The sequence below is a fragment of the Ruegeria sp. AL2 genome, from assembly GCF_056540845.1.
The window spans coordinates 518,421-536,604 of the sequence record NZ_JBQFXM010000001.1 but is presented as its reverse complement, the minus strand read 5'-3'; the positions used below and the strand labels follow the sequence as shown (position 1 = coordinate 536,604).

At 57.7% G+C, this 18,184-nt stretch carries 16 protein-coding genes; 2 read left to right on the top strand and 14 right to left on the bottom strand.

Going from position 1 to position 18,184, the window contains the following annotated elements:
• Positions 1-91 precede the first annotated feature (91 nt).
• Positions 92-1,159, bottom strand: coding sequence for a recombinase RecA (gene recA / locus ACR0ID_RS02645; RefSeq protein WP_480472844.1), 1,068 nt, complete (start codon positions 1,157-1,159; stop codon positions 92-94).
• Positions 1,160-1,351: 192 nt separating this feature from the next.
• Between recA and ACR0ID_RS02640 the strand changes: the two genes are divergently transcribed.
• A complete protein-coding gene (locus tag ACR0ID_RS02640; protein ID WP_480553541.1) occupies positions 1,352-1,945 on the top strand; it encodes a sulfotransferase family 2 domain-containing protein in 594 nt (197 codons plus the stop codon).
• 4 nt (positions 1,946-1,949) lie between these two features.
• On the opposite strand, the gene ACR0ID_RS02635 is transcribed toward ACR0ID_RS02640, so the two are convergent.
• From ACR0ID_RS02635 to guaB, 3 genes are all read right to left on the bottom strand, one after another.
• Positions 1,950-4,241: an ATP-binding protein gene (locus ACR0ID_RS02635; RefSeq protein ID WP_480603583.1), complete on the bottom strand. Its 2,292-nt coding sequence runs from the start codon at positions 4,239-4,241 to the stop codon at positions 1,950-1,952.
• 108 nt (positions 4,242-4,349) lie between these two features.
• Positions 4,350-5,507 (bottom strand): RsmB/NOP family class I SAM-dependent RNA methyltransferase, encoded by a 1,158-nt coding sequence (locus tag ACR0ID_RS02630; RefSeq protein ID WP_480603581.1) that lies wholly within the window; start codon positions 5,505-5,507, stop codon positions 4,350-4,352.
• A 93-nt stretch (positions 5,508-5,600) separates the two neighbouring features.
• Positions 5,601-7,049 (bottom strand): IMP dehydrogenase, encoded by a 1,449-nt coding sequence (gene guaB / locus ACR0ID_RS02625; protein ID WP_480517082.1) that lies wholly within the window; start codon positions 7,047-7,049, stop codon positions 5,601-5,603.
• 217 nt (positions 7,050-7,266) lie between these two features.
• On the opposite strand from guaB, the gene ACR0ID_RS02620 reads away from it, so the two are divergent.
• Entirely contained in the window at positions 7,267-9,312 is a 2,046-nt protein-coding gene (locus tag ACR0ID_RS02620; RefSeq protein WP_480603579.1) for an ASKHA domain-containing protein, read from the top strand.
• 53 nt (positions 9,313-9,365) lie between these two features.
• Here ACR0ID_RS02620 and ACR0ID_RS02615 read toward each other — a convergent pair whose 3' ends face one another.
• The 10 genes from ACR0ID_RS02615 to ACR0ID_RS02570 form a co-directional block, all read right to left on the bottom strand.
• Positions 9,366-10,472 (bottom strand): alpha-hydroxy acid oxidase, encoded by a 1,107-nt coding sequence (locus ACR0ID_RS02615; protein WP_480603577.1) that lies wholly within the window; start codon positions 10,470-10,472, stop codon positions 9,366-9,368.
• Positions 10,472-11,026 carry a sulfopyruvate decarboxylase subunit beta gene (gene comE / locus ACR0ID_RS02610; RefSeq protein WP_209503877.1) on the bottom strand — a complete coding sequence of 185 codons (555 nt, stop codon included), beginning with the start codon at positions 11,024-11,026 and terminating at the stop codon, positions 10,472-10,474. Before comE ends, ACR0ID_RS02615 begins: the two co-directional genes overlap by 1 nt.
• A complete protein-coding gene (gene comD, locus ACR0ID_RS02605; protein ID WP_480517090.1) occupies positions 11,023-11,529 on the bottom strand; it encodes a sulfopyruvate decarboxylase subunit alpha in 507 nt (168 codons plus the stop codon). Before comD ends, comE begins: the two co-directional genes overlap by 4 nt.
• A gap of 46 nt (positions 11,530-11,575) precedes the next feature.
• Complete coding sequence (locus ACR0ID_RS02600) at positions 11,576-11,986, bottom strand: universal stress protein (protein ID WP_480505127.1); 411 nt, start codon at positions 11,984-11,986, stop codon at positions 11,576-11,578.
• A gap of 23 nt (positions 11,987-12,009) precedes the next feature.
• Positions 12,010-12,990, bottom strand: coding sequence for an alcohol dehydrogenase catalytic domain-containing protein (locus ACR0ID_RS02595; protein WP_480603575.1), 981 nt, complete (start codon positions 12,988-12,990; stop codon positions 12,010-12,012).
• A complete protein-coding gene (locus ACR0ID_RS02590) occupies positions 12,987-13,748 on the bottom strand; it encodes an SDR family NAD(P)-dependent oxidoreductase (protein ID WP_480517094.1) in 762 nt (253 codons plus the stop codon). Before ACR0ID_RS02590 ends, ACR0ID_RS02595 begins: the two co-directional genes overlap by 4 nt.
• Complete coding sequence (gene hisD / locus ACR0ID_RS02585; RefSeq protein WP_480517096.1) at positions 13,741-15,048, bottom strand: histidinol dehydrogenase; 1,308 nt, start codon at positions 15,046-15,048, stop codon at positions 13,741-13,743. Before hisD ends, ACR0ID_RS02590 begins: the two co-directional genes overlap by 8 nt.
• Positions 15,049-15,060: 12 nt before the next feature.
• Positions 15,061-16,389, bottom strand: coding sequence for a TRAP transporter large permease (locus tag ACR0ID_RS02580; RefSeq protein WP_480517098.1), 1,329 nt, complete (start codon positions 16,387-16,389; stop codon positions 15,061-15,063).
• An 11-nt stretch (positions 16,390-16,400) separates the two neighbouring features.
• A complete protein-coding gene (locus ACR0ID_RS02575) occupies positions 16,401-16,913 on the bottom strand; it encodes a TRAP transporter small permease (protein ID WP_480517100.1) in 513 nt (170 codons plus the stop codon).
• Positions 16,914-17,021: 108 nt separating this feature from the next.
• Positions 17,022-18,167, bottom strand: a complete 1,146-nt coding sequence (locus ACR0ID_RS02570; protein WP_480557873.1) for a TRAP transporter substrate-binding protein — start codon at positions 18,165-18,167, stop codon at positions 17,022-17,024.
• Positions 18,168-18,184 lie beyond the last annotated feature (17 nt).

Sequence of the window (18,184 nt, the reverse complement as noted above, 5' to 3'; positions counted from 1 at the left end):
TCTGGAACGAAACAAGGCGACCCGATCAGGCCGCCTTGTTACAACTGTTGCAGTCTTTACGCAGAGGCTACGGATCACCCGCCTCAGGGCATCAGGCCTCCAGAATATCGTCATCCTCGGCAAACCCTGGCGACAAGTCGAATTCCAGCCCATGCGCCGCGCGGATCTTGTCTTCGATATCCAACGCCACCCGGCTGTTTTCCCGCAGGTATTGTTTGGCGTTCTCACGCCCCTGCCCGATCCGCTCATCACCATAGCTGAACCAAGACCCGGACTTTTCGACAACACCGGCTTTGACACCCAAATCCAGCAATTCGCCCATCTTCGAGATGCCTTCGCCATACATGATGTCGAACTCGACCTGCTTGAACGGCGGGGCCACCTTGTTCTTCACAACTTTTACGCGGGTCTGGTTCCCGACCACCTCATCCCGGTCCTTGATCGCGCCAATCCGGCGGATATCCAGCCGAACCGAGCTATAGAATTTCAGCGCGTTGCCACCGGTTGTGGTTTCCGGACTGCCGAACATTACGCCGATCTTCATCCGGATCTGGTTGATGAAGATGACCATGCAGTTCGAGCGGCTGATCGAGCCTGTCAGTTTGCGCATCGCCTGGCTCATCAGTCGGGCCTGCACACCGACACTGCTGTCGCCCATGTCCCCTTCGAGTTCCGATTTCGGCGTCAGGGCAGCGACCGAGTCGACAACAACCATATTGACCGCGCCCGAGCGCACCAGAGTATCCGTGATTTCAAGCGCCTGCTCACCGGTATCGGGCTGCGAGATCAGAAGCTCATCCAGATCAACACCCAGCTTGCGGGCATATTGCGGGTCCAGAGCGTGTTCCGCATCCACGAACGCGCAAACTCCACCCCGCTTTTGCTGCTCAGCTATACAATGAAGGGTCAAAGTGGTTTTGCCCGAGCTCTCAGGCCCGTAAATCTCAACAATACGCCCCATCGGCAGTCCGCCGATACCCAGCGCGATATCCAGACCCAGCGACCCGGTCGAGCTCGCCTCGATGTCCTGCCGGGCATCTTCGCCCAGCTTCATGATCGATCCCTTGCCGAACTGCCGTTCGATCTGGGCCAGCGCACTGTCGAGCGCCTTTTGCTTGTCTGCGTTTTTCTTGTCGCTCATAGTCAGAAGATCCGCCATTGTCCTGTCGCCTTCCCTTTTGTCACACCCTTAATCGGGCGGCAATCGCTGCTTTGTTCGCCTCTTGTTCCTTATGAGATCAAAAAGAGAACATTTCAACCAAAACTTACAGAAATCAGTCTTCTGCAATTGTGTTAAAGAGTCGTTTACGACAATCTGCACAAGTAACATGGCAATTTTTCGGATCGGTAAATGCTTGTTTTTTATAAAGAACGACTGGCTTTTCTTTCTGTCCCCAAGACCGGAAGCACGGCTTATCATACGGCGTTGCGTGACCGGGCAGATCTCATCGTTTCACATCCACCAGAGCTGAAACACGCCCCGGTGCGTCGGTATGACCGGTTTTTCCAGACCATGTTTCGAAAACTGTTTGATACCGAGATGGAAATTATGGCCGTTGTGCGCGAGCCGTTGGATTGGCTGGGCAGCTGGTACCGGTTCCGCAGTCGCGAAGACTTGATAGGTCAACTACGCTCGACACGTGACATGAGTTTTGACGCGTTCGTGCAAGCCTATTTGCAGGACACACGTCCAGAGTTTGCCAATGTCGGCAGCCAGGCGCAATTCTTCCGTACCCGCAACGACAGCGCTGGCGCTCATCATATCTTCAAATACGAACATCAGGACAAGGTGTTGGGTTTTCTGCAATCACGGCTGGACATGCAGATCGATCTGAAGCGCGAAAACGTTTCGCCTCAGGGAGATTTACATCTGTCACCAGCCACCGAGCAGAAGTTTCGTAGTGCCTTCCCGGAAGAATTTGCGCTGCACAAAGCCGCATTGTGATTCTTCAGTTGAGTTGTTGAAACACGGCCTCAGTCAGTTGGTTGAGGGAAAACGGCTTGGGCAGAAAGGTTGAGTTGGCAATATCCGGACCCGTATCGCCGAAAACGCCTTCGGTATACCCGGACACGAAGATCACACGCGCGTCCGGGCGCGTCTCCCTGGCCTTGCGCACCCAGGTCGGCCCGTCCATTCCCGGCATGACTACATCAGTGACGAATACATCAACACTTAACGCGGGATCTTCAAGCAGTCGAAGTGCCTCTTCCGCCGAGTCCGCCTCGAGCACGGTGTAACCCTTCAGCCGCAGGGCGCGCGTTGCAAAAGCACGAACAGGCGCCTCATCCTCGACCAGCAGCACCACGCCCTCACCCTGCCTGGCACTCTGAGATTCGGGCTGGGCTGGCAACTCGGCTTCGACTTCGGTCGCTGTCTCACAAACCGGAAGGAAAACCGTGAACTCGGTACCCCGTCCAATAGCACTGTCGACAAAGATGAAGCCGCCGGTCTGCTTGACGATCCCGTATGCCGTTGACAACCCCAACCCGGTGCCTTCACCAGTTCGTTTCGTCGTGTAGAAGGGTTCGAAAATCTTCTGCAGCTTGTCTGTCGGTATACCAACGCCGCCATCTACAACCTTGACTGTCACATAATCGCCCGGTTGCACGGTTGCCCTGTCCCGCATCAGAGGTTGCGAAAGGGTCAACACGCTGGTTTCGATGCGAATTTCGCCCCCGTCCGGCATGGCATCCCGCGCATTAACGACAAGATTCATCAGCACCTGCTCGAGTTGGCGCTTGTCCGCCCGCACGGGTTTGAGCACCGGATCGTGGCTCAGCGTTAATTGCACCTTTTCGCCAACCAAACGGTTCAGCAGGTGAATAAGGTCCGAGATCGTGTCACGCAGATCCAACACTTCGGGCCTGAGGGTCTGTTTCCGCGAAAACGCCAAAAGCTGACTGACCAACGCGGCGGCCCGGTTGGCATTCTGATTGATCTGCACCAAATCCCCGTAATCCGGGTCATTCTGGTCATGGCGCAACAGCAGCAGATCGCAGTGACCCGAAATGGCTGTCAGCAGGTTGTTGAAATCATGTGCTACACCACCGGCCAATTGCCCTACGGCCTGCATCTTCTGGCCCTGAACGAATTGAGCTTCCAGCGTCTTCAGTTCAGTCGCATCGTTCAGAACCGCGATCAGGTATATCTTTCCGTCGACAAACACGCGGCTCAGGGTGACTTGAACAAAGATTTCCTTGTCGTCTCTGATGAACTGCAAGAACTCTGATCGCTGCGTTTCTTCTTGCGCTTCGGTCCGTTTCAACCATTCCAGCACAGGGCCACTCATGCCCCGCATGATGTCGCTGATATTACAGCCTTCAAGCTGCTTCTTTCCCAACAGTTTCGCCGCCAGCCGATTACTGTCCAGGATGATGCCGTCCACGGAAAGCCTGAGAATTGGAACCGGAAGGTCGGAGAAAGACATGACCGCATCCTGTGCGGGCATCTGCGTAACCGGTAACAAACAAAGGCTTCGTTCCGACCCGGATTGAGAAAGTTCGGACACGGCTGCCAGAATATGACCATCGCGGGTCCTGACCGCGTTGACAGCTCCAATCCGCGGTTCTGCTTCGCTGAAAATATCCTGCACTCCGGCAGGGTGCGCACCAAACAAACGCTCGGCCGTGGCATTGACGCGCAATACATCACCTGCGCGTCCAATGGTTACAACCGGCAAGCCAAGGGTTTGCCAACTATCCTGTTGAACGTAGTTAAAGCTCCAGCAGAACAGCCCCGGCCTCAATCGATGCACGGAAATTGAAATGGACCGGCCGCCACCGGGAAACTCGCTCTGGGCGCGTCCCGCGGATTGCGCACGTGATTGCAGGCTTAGTAAAATCGCCGATGGATTGGCAAACTTGGAGCGTAAACAGCGGGCCAGGGTTTCGCCCCGTACGGCCCCCAACTTTTTCTCCGCCAGGACGTTCGCGGCCAATATGTCACCATACCTGTTCGAGATCACAACCGGAGCATCCTCGCGCTCTGCGAAAGCGGCCAAAAGGGCCGATATCTGATGCAAATGCCTGTTTGTAATCGCCCCCTTGATCCCAAACAAAAGCGCCACACCCAACAGGGAGATGCCTGTTGCCAGCAATCCTTTTGTCCAGTCCGACGGCATAAATCCAACCGCAGGTGCCAGGCTGATCAACAGCGCCAGAAACACCAACGACCCGATCCGAAACACCGATGGAGTATTGGCGGCTGAAGGGGCTGGAAAGAACTCAGTGGTGTCAGGCATAAACGGCTCGGGCACAGGTTTTGCGGTAATAACAGGTAGAATTGGTTAACACTCGCCTAACGGCGCTAAAAAACAATTCAGCTACCCAAGGTTGTATTTACTGAAAGATCAGCGCGTCAAGTGTGACGTAAAGAATCCGTCGGACCCGCGCGTTACCTGCCATGCGTGCCGGAAGGTTTCGCGCCAGCCCGCATGTTGCGCCAGAAACCTGTCGACAACCGCATCGTTCTCGTCCGCAAGAACCGAACACGTTGCATAAGCCAGCACTCCACCTGCTTGGACCAGCGGCGTGATCTCGGCAAGAATGTCGCCCTGACTGGCTGTAAGATCTTGCAAACGTTGTTCGGTCAGCACCCATTTGCCTGCTGGTGCGCGCCGCCACGAACCGCTGCCAGAACACGGGGCGTCGGCCAAAACGACGTCAAAAGGCCCGTGACCAGCTAGTTCCGCGCTGTTCAGGATGGTTATTCTGGCCTCTGCCCGTTCTGCCCGAGCCGGAACATCCTTCATTCGGCGCGCATTCACATCATGAGCGTAAACCTCGACACCCTTGTAGGCCGCAATCGCAAGCGACTTGCCACCGCCTCCGGCGCAGTAGTCCAAAACGCGCATTCCAGGGCGCAGATCCAAGGCAGCAACGACAGCCTGACTTGCCGCATCCTGAAGCTCGACCAAACCCTGAGCGTAAGCCTGACTTAGCGCGATCTGACGCGCCCCTTCTGTCACCTCCAGAGCAGTCTCGCATAACGGTGTTGGACGGGCTGAAATACCGTCGGTCGCCAAAGCATCAATCGCCCGGGTTACATCCGTTTTCAATATATTGACCCGCAGAAAAACCGGGGCGCGCTCTTGCAATGCCAATGCGCAAGGCACGGCGCCATCGTTCAAGGATGCAACGAACCGTGGCCACAGCCAGTCGGGAAGATCATATCTCTCGGCGTCGGATGCAAAATCCCTTGATACTTCGTCATTTTGAAGGGCTTCTGGCGCGTGGCGGTCACCGGTAAACAACTCAACCGGATCTTCACCCGATGCGCGAATTGCGCCGATCATCAGGCCACGGCCAGTTCCGGAACCACCCAACGCAGCAAACGAGCGTTTGCAACGCAAAGCATCAAACACATGATCGCGAATAGCTGCCCGATCCTTGGAGCCCGCAAACCTGCTGCGCCGTGCCCAGCCGGTCAGCGCCTTTTCAACCGGGGCCCCGGCCAGAATGTCGTCCAGAATTTCAATCGAGGCCTGAACGCGGGCAGCAGGTGTCATCACGGATTACCTTGGCTGAAACAGGCCGTGACAGGCCAATCCAAAATCACTACGGCACCCCGTGCATGGGTGCCGTATGTCATGCGCAACGGCTTACATCAGCCGGTAGTTCGGGCTTTCACGTGTGATCTGAACATCGTGTACGTGGCTCTCTTTCAGACCTGCGCCCGTGATCTTCACGAATTGGCAGTTTCTGCGCATCTCTTCGACAGTCGCGCAGCCGGTGTATCCCATCGCAGCGCGCAAACCACCAACAAGCTGGTGGATCACTGCGCTGGCTGATCCTTTGTAAGGAACCTGCCCTTCGATCCCTTCGGGTACCAGCTTGTCATTTGCCGCGTCCTTCTGGAAATACCGATCCGCCGATCCGCGCGCCATCGCACCAAGACTGCCCATACCGCGATAGGATTTGAACGACCGGCCCTGATACAAAATGACCTCACCCGGGCTTTCATCTGTGCCCGCGATCATCGAACCGACCATGGCGCAAGACGCGCCGGCCGCAATTGCCTTGGCAAAATCGCCCGAGAACTTAATGCCACCATCCGCAATGACCGGAACATCCCCCGCCGCAGCCGCACAATCACTGATCGCGGTCAGCTGAGGGACACCAACGCCCGCCACCATGCGAGTTGTACAGATCGAGCCGGGGCCAATGCCCACCTTGATGGCGTCAGCACCCGCGTCGATCAGCGCCTTGGTCGCCTCGCCTGTAGCCACGTTTCCGGCAATGATCTGAACCTCGTTCGACAGAGTCTTGACCCGTCTGACCGCATCCAGCACCCCCTGAGAGTGACCATGCGCCGTATCGACGACGATGATGTCCACGCCCGAAGCCACCAGCTGCTCGGACCGCTCAAAACCCGCGTCCCCAACCGAAGTCGCGGCAGCCACTCGCAGGCGGCCAAGCCGGTCTTTGCACGCAGTTGGGTTCAGAACCGCCTGTTCGGTGTCTTTCAGCGTTAGCAGACCTGTCAGTTTTCCCGTGCCGTCGACCACCAGCAGCTTTTCGATACGACGGGCCCGCATCAGGCTTTTGGCCTCTTCCAGATCGGCGGGTTCTTTCAGCATTGCCAGGTTTTCCGAGGTCATCATCGCCTTGATCGGCGTATCTTCGGAATTGGCAAAGCGCATATCCCGGTTGGTTACGATACCAACCACGCGACCATCCGCGTCAACTACCGGGAAACCGGTGAAATTATAGCGCTCGACCAGAGCCTTCGCATCGGCCAGGGTCTGATCCGCGCGCAAGGTAACAGGGCTATAGACGATACCCGACTCGAACCGTTTGACGCGGCGAACCTCGCGAGACTGCTCTTCTACGGAAAGGTTCTTGTGGATGACCCCAATACCGCCTGCCTGTGCCATGGCAATGGCCATGCGCGCCTCGGTCACCGTGTCCATGGCCGAGCTCAGCAGCGGGATGTTCATGGTAATCTCACGCGTGACACGCGTGGTTGTGTCCGCTGTTGCCGGCAGCACTGAAGATGCGGCCGGAACCAGAAGAACGTCGTCAAAGGTGAGTGCCTCACGAATCTGCATCTGAATACCCCATGCAAAAGCCCGTTTGGCGGTGACCCTATTGCATGGATTGAACCAAAGGAAAAGCCCTTGGGGGCAACTCTGTGGCTCCAGTTGCCTATACAGCCAAAGAAAACGACGCATGCCGCGCAAATCGTGCCGCTGTTGGCCCTTTCCCTTTGCGCTCAAACCCATATCTTGCCGGGAAAACGCGCGAACACAAAAAGGCATGTCACTCATGACCACCGACCCACTTGTCGTCTTTACCCCGTCCGGCAAACGCGGGCATTTTCCTGTCGGCACGCCAATTCTGACCGCAGCCCGCCAATTGGGAGTGGATCTGGATTCGGTCTGCGGGGGCCGTGGTATCTGTTCAAAGTGTCAGATCACCCCAAGCTATGGCGAGTTTCCCAAGCACGGCGTCACGGTGGCCCAGGATGCGCTGAGCGAATGGAACGCGGTCGAGCAGCGATATGACGACAAGCGTGGCCTGAAACCCGGTCGTCGTCTGGGCTGTCAGGCCTCGGTTCAGGGCGATGTCGTGATCGACGTGCCGCCGGAAAGCCAGGTACATCGTCAGGTCGTTCGCAAAGCCGCCACCGCACGCGCCATCACCATGGATCCGGCAACTCGTCTGTATTTCGTGGTGGTCGAAGAACCCGACATGCATTCGCCAACCGGTGATCTGGAGCGCCTTGAACGCGCGCTGCGCGAACAGTGGAATATTGACGCGGTCACGGCGGACCTGTCACTTTTGTCCAAGTTGCAACCGGTTCTGCGCAAAGGCAAATGGGAAGTCACTGTGGCCGTTCACAAAGGTCACAAGAACAGCGTCGCACGCATTATCGAAATCTGGCCCGGCTTGCACGAAGGCGGGCTGTATGGGCTGGCCATCGACCTTGGCTCAACTACGATTGCGGCTCACCTGACCGACTTGGAAACCGGCGAGGTCAAGGCCTCATCGGGCCTGATGAACCCGCAAATCCGCTTTGGCGAAGACCTGATGAGCCGTGTTTCATATTCCATGATGAACCCCGGCGGGGATCAGGAAATGACAAAAGCCGTGCGCGAGGCGATCAATGATCTGACCACCTCAATCGCTGAAGAAGCCGGCATTGACACCGCGCTGATCGTGGAAACGGTGTTTGTCTGCAACCCGGTCATGCACCATCTGCTTCTGGGTCTGGACCCGGTGGAGCTGGGTCAGGCGCCCTTTGCCCTGGCCACGTCCGAGTCGATGTCCCTGCCCGCACGCGAGATGGAACTGACCAACATGAACCCTCGCGCGCAGGTCTATATCCTACCTTGCATCGCGGGCCATGTAGGCGCGGATTGTGCGGCGGTTGCCCTGTCCGAGGAACCCGGTATTTCCGAGGATTTGGTTCTGATCGTCGATGTGGGCACCAATGCCGAAATCCTGCTGGGCAACACCAGCCGAGTTCTGGCCTGTTCCTCACCCACCGGGCCTGCGTTTGAAGGCGCTCAAATCAGTTCTGGCCAGCGCGCAGCACCCGGCGCGATCGAGCGGATCGAAATCGACCCCCTTACCAAGGAACCCCGCTTTCGCATCATCGGGTCCGAGAAGTGGTCGGACGAAGACGGCTTTGACCTTGATGTCGCCACCATTGGTATCACCGGTATCTGCGGCTCGGGCATTATCGAAGCTGTGGCCGAGATGCGTATGGCCGGCCTTCTGGATGAAAGCGGCCTGATCGGATCGGCCGAGCAGACTGGAACGGCCCGCTGCATCCCTGAAGGACGCACACACGCTTACCTGATTCACGATGCCAGCGCCGAAGGTGGCCCCCGCATCACTGTCACGCAGGGCGACATCCGCGCCATCCAACTGGCAAAATCCGCGCTTTATGCCGGTGCGCGTCTGCTGATGGACGAGATGGAAGTCGACAAGGTGGATCGAGTGGTTCTGGCCGGTGCCTTTGGCGCCCATATTTCAACCAAGCACGCCATGGTTCTGGGCATGATCCCTGATGCTCCGCTGGACAAGGTCACCAGCGCGGGTAACGCCGCTGGTACAGGCGCGCGGATTGCGCTGTGCAATATCGGATCACGCGCTGAAATCGAACGCGTCGTGCGCGAGATCACCAAGATCGAAACCGCAATTGAGCCGAAGTTCCAAGATCATTTCGTGGCCGCCAACGCGATCCCGCACAAGACCGATCCGTTCCCGGAACTGGCGCAGGTTGTCACGTTGCCCAATCCAAGCTTCAACACAGGCGGAGAAAGCGAAACAGGCGGTGGACGTCGCCGCAGACGCCGCGGTTAAACCAGCATAGGAACGACTCGAAGGTACGCCTCGGGTCGTTCTCCATATTTGGTTCAGGTTGCGCGTCGCACCTCGTCCAGCGACGAAACGCCCATCTGCGCCATGGCAATACTCATTTCATCACTCAGCACAGACCACAGCTGCTCAAGCCCTTCTTCCCCTTCTGCCGCGATTGCAAATTGCAGGATGCGGCCGAAGAAGGCAAAATCTGCCCCGTTTACCAAGGCTTTCAAAACATCCTCGCCCGAGCGCAAACCGCTGTCGTAAAACAGCGGATATTCCGGACCGACGGCGTTCCGAATTTCTGGCAATACGGCAATCGGCGCTGGCGCACTGTCCAACTGGCGCCCTCCGTGGCTTGAGACCTGAATGGCATCGACACCTGCTGACTTGAGGCGCAACGCGTCCTCTGCATCCAGAACGCCTTTGACCACCAGCTTCCCGGCCCACTGTTCGCGCAGACGGGCCAAAGTCTCCCAAGTCGCCTTGGCCCGGCTTTCCCGACGATCAAAATCATATCCGTCCATCAGGAAATTCGCCATACCGGGCTTGCCCCGCAGCAGAGTGGACAGCGACCACCGCGGATGAAGCGCAAAATCAAGCACCTGTTTCGGGCCCATTTTGAACGGCATCCTGAACCCATGGCGCAATTCACGCGGGCGACGCCCCACTTCGGGCACGTCCACCGTCAGCACCAGCGTTTCGTACCCCGCTGACTTTGCGCGCTCGACCAACTTGAACGTACCACTGCCATCACCGCTGAAGTACAGTTGAAACCAGGCATGTCCTTCTGCCTCGAGAATCAGGTCTTCCAACGGGGTCGATGCGACGGTTGATACGCCAAGCGGCACCTCGTACCGCGCCGCAAGACGTGCCAGCATCAGGTCTGCACCGGGGGCCGACAGGTTGCACATACCCATCGGTGCGATGCCAAACGGGCGCTGGGTCGACCTGCCAAAGACGGAACAAGCAAGCGACCTTTCACTGACGTCTTTCAGAATCCGTGGACGAAGGATCTGCGCATCCAGTGCAGCCCTGTTTCGGGCCGCGCCAACTTCGGCCCCGGCAGACCCATCGATATAGTCAAACACCATCCACGGCAGGCGCCGCCGGGCCAGGCGGCGCGCGTCTTCGGAACTGTGGATAGCGCTGGATAGCATCAGGCCTGTACGGCCTTCATGAACCGGTCGCGGATCACCACCGGATCCATCGTGATAACCGGCATCTTGGCATTTCCGCTTTCACACTTGGCCACGATGATGGTCATCTGTTTCGAATCCAGCGCTTCTTGCAGCACGCGGCCGGTATCTTCTGCCTGACATTCGATTACGCGCTCGCATCCTGCGGCTTCCGCCATTTTCGCCAGAGAGGTCTTCTGCCCCGCATATGTCGGCTGATCCCCAGTGGACCCGTACGACCCATTGTCGACGATCAACAGGATATAGTTGTCCGCCACGTTATTGGCGATGGTCGGCAAAGTACCCAGATTGGTCAGGACCGACCCATCCCCATCGATCACGATAACAGGCTTGGGCTGCGACAAGGCCAGACCCAGACCGATGGATGAGGCCAGCCCCATCGTGCCCAGCATGTAGAAATTGGTGGGCTGGTCGTCGATGGCATGCAGTTCCTGACTTGGAATGCCGATGTTACAAACAACAAGCTGATCGCGCAGGATCGGAGCGATTTCTTTCAGAATTTCAGAACGGATCATTGGTCGCCATAGCCTCCCCAGAAACTGGCATCGGTCAGAATGGCGACCGGTTTGTTGCACATAAAGGTGTATTTGAGGATCGCGTCGAGTTCCTCAACATCTGACTGATGGTGGAAGTGATAAGTCGGGATATTCAACTGAGCCAACAGCGCTTTTGTATGCACAGCCATTTCAACCTGGCAGGCAACCGGTTCGCGCAGCTCTCCGCGATAGGAAATCAGCATGGGCAAAGGCATGCGATAATACTGGATCAGTGTCGCCAGCGTGTTGATCGTCACACCGATTGCGGTGTTTTGCATGATGATCGCGGGACGCTTGCCGCCCATCCATGCTCCGGCGCACAGGCCCATCCCCTCGTCTTCCTTGTTGGACGGGATGTGATGGATGTCCTCTCGCTGGTCGATTTCAGCGATGACGCCTGCCAGTTGCTTGCAGGGGACGGTGGTGACAAACGAGATATCGTTGGCCACCAGATCGTCAGTTATCTTCTTGTCTATGTTCATGGTCGGGCTGTTGGTCCTGTTGGGGCGCATGGCGCGATGAAGGAAATCAGGTTCTGCGGTGTACATGTACAGCGCAGGGGGCATGACGAACGACGCGTGACGCTGTCGATCCCAAAAAATAGTCGCTCAGGTCCGGTTTGTGGGAACCTATAACAATGCAGTCCACATTGTTGCTGGTCGCGTAGTCAATAATGGTGCGGGCGGTGTGCCCTTTGATGATTTCGGCTTTCACACCATCCAGCCCGTCAACCTTTTGCAACAATGCCCGCCTCGCACGTTCGAACCCTTCGGCCACTGCGGACTTGTCCAGATAGGCGCTGACCGATCCCTGTGGCATTTCGTAGACATGTAAGCCTATGATCTCGGCCCCGTTTTCCGATAAGGCACGCGCGACTTCCAGCGTATGTTGTGAAATGCCGTGATCCAAAGCCATCGGGACCAGAATTTTCTTGTACATGGTGGCCTCCAGTTCTGTCGGGTTTATCCCCAGGGTCTCAGGATAATCTTCGGTGCGGCTACGGAGCCAGAGCGGATATCGCGAAACGCCTGGGCGCCATCGGCCAATGCACGCTCTTCAACCCAATTCAGGGCGCCAAGACGGGCGTCAAAGATCGCTTGAGCGGTGTCGCGGAAATCCTGCGCGGAGTAGGTGTAGGATCCGATAAAGGTAATTTCCTGCAAGGTCATGCGACGCACGTCCAGACCTCCGGCATCTTCACCCAATCCGACATGCACGATCACGCCGCCCGGCGCGGCCATGGCCGAAGCGACCGACCGTGTCGCGGCATATCCGACAGCATCAATGACCAACGGGAAAGACCCATTGGGCGCATCCACGAGTGCAAAACTTTCGATTTCCGCCAGAAAAGCCCGGCGCAACGCGTTTGGTTCCGCGATTGTAACGTCCTCAATGCCCTGTGCCCGCAGGGCCAAGGCCGCCGCAAGGCCAATGGCCCCACCGCCAATCACCAAGGCGCGGCGGTCCATCGCAGAATGCAGAGCCTCGATCCCCAATCTGACTGCGTGCCAGCTTACCGCCAGAGGTTCGGCCAGCGCAGCTTTGGCGAAAGAGACATCCTCGGGCACGTCGACAAGATTTCTGCCGGGCATCGAGACATATTGCGCGAACGCCCCTTCGCGCGGCGGCATCGAGATGATCTGTCGGTTCGGGCACAGATTCTCGCGACCCGTCCGACATGCATCGCATTGACCACAGCTTACCAGCGGGTTGATCGTCACCCGATCACCAGCGCGGATACCATCAGCGATGACACCGGCTGCCTCGTGCCCGAGGATCAGAGGCGCTGGGCGACGTGTATCATGGCCCAGATAAGCGTGCATGTCCGATCCGCAGATGCCAACCGCCTCGACCCGGATCAGGTGTTCCGATGCGCCCGGTTCGGCATTCGGCACATCGTCGAACACCATTTGTTCAACACCTTTGTAAACCAGAGCCTTCATTTGGCTGTAAACCCTCCGTCAACCATCAAAACCTGCCCCGTGACATAGTCAGACGCCCGAGAGCATAAGAACAAGATCGGCCCGTCAATATCCTGCATCCGCCCATTGCGTCCGATACAGGTTTGCTCGGCGTTCCGTTCTGCGCGCTTGGAGTCGTCGAACACGGCCTGCGTCAGTTCGGTGGGGAAGAACCCCGGCCCGATGGCGTTGGCGGTTATGCCAAAGGGCGACCAGGCCTCGGCCATGGCGCGTGTCAACTGCCCGATCCCCGCCTTGGATGCGCCATAGGCGATACCACCAGGAAAAGCGCGCGTTGTTTGCAGCGAGGCGAAGTTGACAATACGCCCCCACCCCTTTTCCTTCATTGCCGGAACCATCGCCTGGCTGAGGAAGAACGGTGCGCTGAGGTTTAGGGCAAGCGTGGCATCCCACCCCTCAGGAGTAACATCATCCGCAGCCTCACGCGTGTTCACCCCAGCCGCATGGACTAGAATATCGGGGGGGTCAAACTTGGAAGCGACGGCCTGCGTCAGCGCATTCACCCCATCGCGATCTGCAACGTCTGCAACAACCGCTGCAGCGCGCGTGCCAATCTCGGCCTGCATCTGTGCCAATGCCTCGCTGCGCCGGGCTACGCCGACAACACGCGCACCGGCAGCGGCAAGAGTCCGAGCCACTTGCCGCCCAAGCCCCGAGCTGGCACCGGTGATACACGCCACCCGGCCTGTCAGGTCGAATAAAGTGCGCGGGTCATCCATCGGCGGTCAAGTCGAACTGCTCGTCCGGGAAATACTTCGCAAGACGCACATCTGCGGCGCGGGCGTGACCTTCCATTCCTTCCAACCGCGATATCCGCGCGGTCGCTTCGGCAATGGGCTTCGACCCTTCGCGCGTGGCCCGCTGCCAAGTAACGATCTTCATGTACTTATGGACACTCAACCCGCCAGTATAGCTGGCCGCGCCCGATGTTGGCAGAACATGGTTCGTACCGGTCGCCTTATCACCGTATGACACGGTGGTTTCCTCGCCCAGAAACAGCGATCCATAACAGGTCAGCCGTTCCAGCCACCAGTCCAGATCCTCAGCCTGAACCGTCAGATGCTCAGGTGCATATTCGTCGGAACAGGCGGCCATCTCTTCGCGGTTGGAACAGACGATAACCTCGGCATAGTCGCGCCATGCGGCCGAGGCGTTTTCGCGGTTCAATTCTGGCAGATCGGCGATTAGCGCAGGCACCAGTTCCATCACTTTTTGCGCAAGGCCACGATCATCAGTGACCAGCCAGACCGGTGAGTTGTATCCGTGCTCCGCCTGACTGACCAAATCGGTGGCGACGACATGCGCATCGGCAGACTGATCGGCAAGGATCAAACTGTCGGTCGGACCTGCGATCATGTCGATACCAACCTTGCCGTATAGGATGCGCTTGGCTTCGGCCACGAATTGATTGCCGGGGCCTACAAGGATGTTGGCGCGTGGCAAACCAAACAGACCGTAGGTCATGGCGGCAACGCCCTGCACGCCCCCCATAGCCAGAATGCTGTCGGCCCCACTGATATGGGCCGCATAAACGATGGCAGGCGCAACCCCTTCGCCAGGGCGCGGAGGCGAGCAGGCCGTGATGTGGCGACATCCCGCAACCTTGGCGGTGGTCACTGTCATAATTGCGCTGGCGATGTGGCTGTATCGCCCACCCGGCACGTAACACCCCGCAGCATCCACTGGAATTGCCTTCTGCCCAGCAACGAAGCCCGGCACGATCTCAGTCTGGACGTCAGAAACGGTGGCTTTTTGCGTCTCGGCAAAGCGCCGAACGTTGTCGTGTGCGAAACGGATGTCGGCCTTCAGCTTTTCGGAAACTTTTGCACAGGCGGCCTCAATCTCAGCTGGGGTCAGCAAGACATTCCCTTCGTACTTGTCGAACTTGGCGGCATATTCTCTTGCCTTTGCATCACCGCCCGCCTCGATATCGGTCAGAATGGTCTTCACCGTATCATGCACCTCTGAGGCGTGTGATTGAGCCGTTAAAGTTGCCTTTTTCAGATATTCGCGAGGCATGTTCAGCAGGTCCTATTGGTAGATTTCAGGTAACAATGTTGTCGACACGGCTGGCACGTAGGCGATCAGGATCACCACGATCAGCATGGTCAATACGAAAGGCACGGCTCGGGCGGCAATCTTCAGAATGGATTCACCGGTAATGCCAGACACGACGAACAGGTTCAGCCCAAGCGGCGGGGTGATAAAGCCCACTCCCAGTGCGGTGATCATCATGATGCAGAACTGGATCTCGTTCATGCCGATATTGTCAGCCAATGGTTTCAGGATCGGTGCCAGGATCACGATATTCGGTGTCGTCTCCATGACGCAGCCCGCTGCGATCAGGATGCCGATCATCAGCAGGATCAGCAGATACGGATCGTCTGTCAGCGAGGTCACCGAAGTGACAAACCCTTGCGGAACGCCCATGATCGCCAGCGCCTCGGCCAGCGGTGCCGAAAAGGCGATGATCGGCAGGATCACCCCGTTCACCTTTGCAGAGCTGACCAGCATCGACGGAAAATCTGCCAATGTCAGCGTACGCAGGATGAAGCCCATGATGATGGTGACGACAACAGCCGTGGCACCAGCCTCAGTCGGTGTCAGGCGCCCCGAGAAGATGCCATAAAAGATAATCCCCGGTACGATAAAGGCATACCAGCCGGACCTGAGCGCCTTGCCCAGATTGGCGAACCACTCCCCCATGGTCATCATGCCGCCGCCTTCGTAAGCATAAAGGCGGTTCATGATGATGTTGGTGATCAGGATCGACACGAGGATAGCCAGACCCGGGATCAGAGCGGCCAGAAAAAGCGTCGATGCAGAGATACCCAGCACAAGGCCAATGATGATATAGGCGATTGAGGGCGGTATCAGGATACCGGTGCAGGCACCGGCGGCGACCAGAGCACAGGCGTAGGGGCGCGGATACCCGCTTTCCACCAACCGGTTGATTGTCATCCGGCCGACCGCAGCAGCCCCGGCGGCATCCGACCCCGAAATCGCCGCAAACATTCCGCAGACCAGCACCGTGGCCGATCCGAAACCACCCTTGGCGAAGCATGTCAAAGCCTCGGCAACATCCAGAAACTTGCGTGACAACCCCGTCCGTACCAGAACATCCCCGGTCAGGATAAACAAGGGCACGGCAGTCAGGGCAAAAGCGTCGATGCCGGTAAACAGGCTCTCTCCGACAAGGCTGAGAGGAAGGTCACCGGACATGATCAGCATTACGATCGCAGCCGTTCCAATGGCCGCCCAAACCGGTACGGCCAAGGCGATCAGGGCAACAAACAGGATCACCGGCAGATAAAAATCCCAGCCCAGTTCAACGGTTTGATTGAGGGAGTTCCAAAGCATCCGGTTTCTCCTCAGTCAAACAGTTTGTCGCCTTCGAAGACGGGCGTGCCGTCGCGAAGGCATTTCAGATCGCGCAACAGGGATTGGATCAGTCGCCAGATCATCAGGGCAAACCCGGTCGGCACAGCCATCAGGAACCAAACCTTGGAAATCCGCAAACCGTCCGTAACGGAACCAAACTTGGCCGAAACGTGAACCGCTTCATACGACCAGTAGAGTGCGATGATCGCCACCATGAACATCACCAGATCGCCGAAGATATAAAGCAGCGCTTTGGGGCGCGGCCCGACATAGTGCATGATCACATCGATCCGGATATGGGCCCGCTCTTTCACCGCGGCAGCCGCACCTATCCAAGCCAGGTAGATAAAGGAATACCGTACGATTTCCTCGCCCCAGATCGAGGAATAGGCGAATATCTCGCGCCGCAGCACCTCGATGGCCATAGTGATCACCAGCATCACGTAGAACACCAGCAGCAACCAGCGTTCGGCGTTTCGGTCAATTTTCTGAAGAACGGTCATCTGATCCTCCGGCGATGGAACAGCCAGGTCCGCACCTGCCTTGTCGGGCCGCTGTTGGCCGCGCGGTACAAGAATCGTGGACGCCAGCAGGCGCCCACGGGTTTCACCTTAGGCGTCGTGGACGTAATATTTACCCTGCGTACCAGCCGCTTCGACCAGCTTCTCAAAGTTGTCCATCGAACCAGCCAGTTCCGTCTTGAACGGATCCCATTCCGAACGCTGATACCCACCGGCATCCTGCCATTCCGCCAGCTGATCATCGCTGAGCGAATGGAATTCAACACCAGCCTTGTTCAACTCGGCCATGGCATAGGCGCGGGCCGACGGAACCTTGGACAGGTTCTGATGACCAGTCATCTCGGCACCCCACATGATGCCTTCCTGCACGTCAGCAGGCATCGAGTTGAACCACTCCAGATTACAGGAATAAACCTGACTGTCCGGAACGGCCTGCGTGAAGGTCACATGGCTGAGGATGTCCTTGAAACCGAAAACATACAGCGCCCCTACCGACGGGTCGAGCGCGTCGGCAACACCCTGCTTGATCGCCGAAGGCGTTTCACCCCATGCGACAGGCGTCGGGTTGGCACCGACCATGCGATAGTATTGTTGCAGCATCTTCGATCCGGGAACGCGGAACTTGATCCCGCCCATATCTCCCGGGGTTATGACCGCATTGCCGCCCTGCCGGACTGCGACAACACGCGGATCGATATTCACGTAGAACAAGGCTTTGAAGCCTGCCGCCTCGACCTTGGGATGGACTTCGCTTTTCCACGTGTCTGAATGGACAAGGTTGGTGAAGCGCTGGTTCGACCCGCACAGATACGGCATGTTGATCAGGTCGACCGTGGACGCAAAAGGTGCAAAATTCGACAGAGAATGCTGCGCGGCCTGAATCGTTCCACCCTGTACTTTCTGCACCAGCGCGCCGCCCGCGCCTAGCTGGCCACCGGGGGCCAATTTGACATAGACCTTGCCGTTGGTGGCATTCTGGATGTTTTCCTTCAGGTCCAACTGCATGATGGGATAGCTGCGCGACGCGCCCAGCACATAGGCTGTCGCCACCGTCATAACATGGTCAGCGGCCTTCTCACGCTCACTCTCTTCTTTTGCGGTTTGCGCGGCGGCCTCTGAAGACCACAAAACACCCCCAACCCCGGCAACCAATGCGGCTGTGAACGCGCCACTTGCGCTCAGCTTCAGAAAGTTGCGGCGCTCTGCTGACGCCAGTTCAATCTTGTCGTTGTTCATGAATTGCCCTCCCAAGC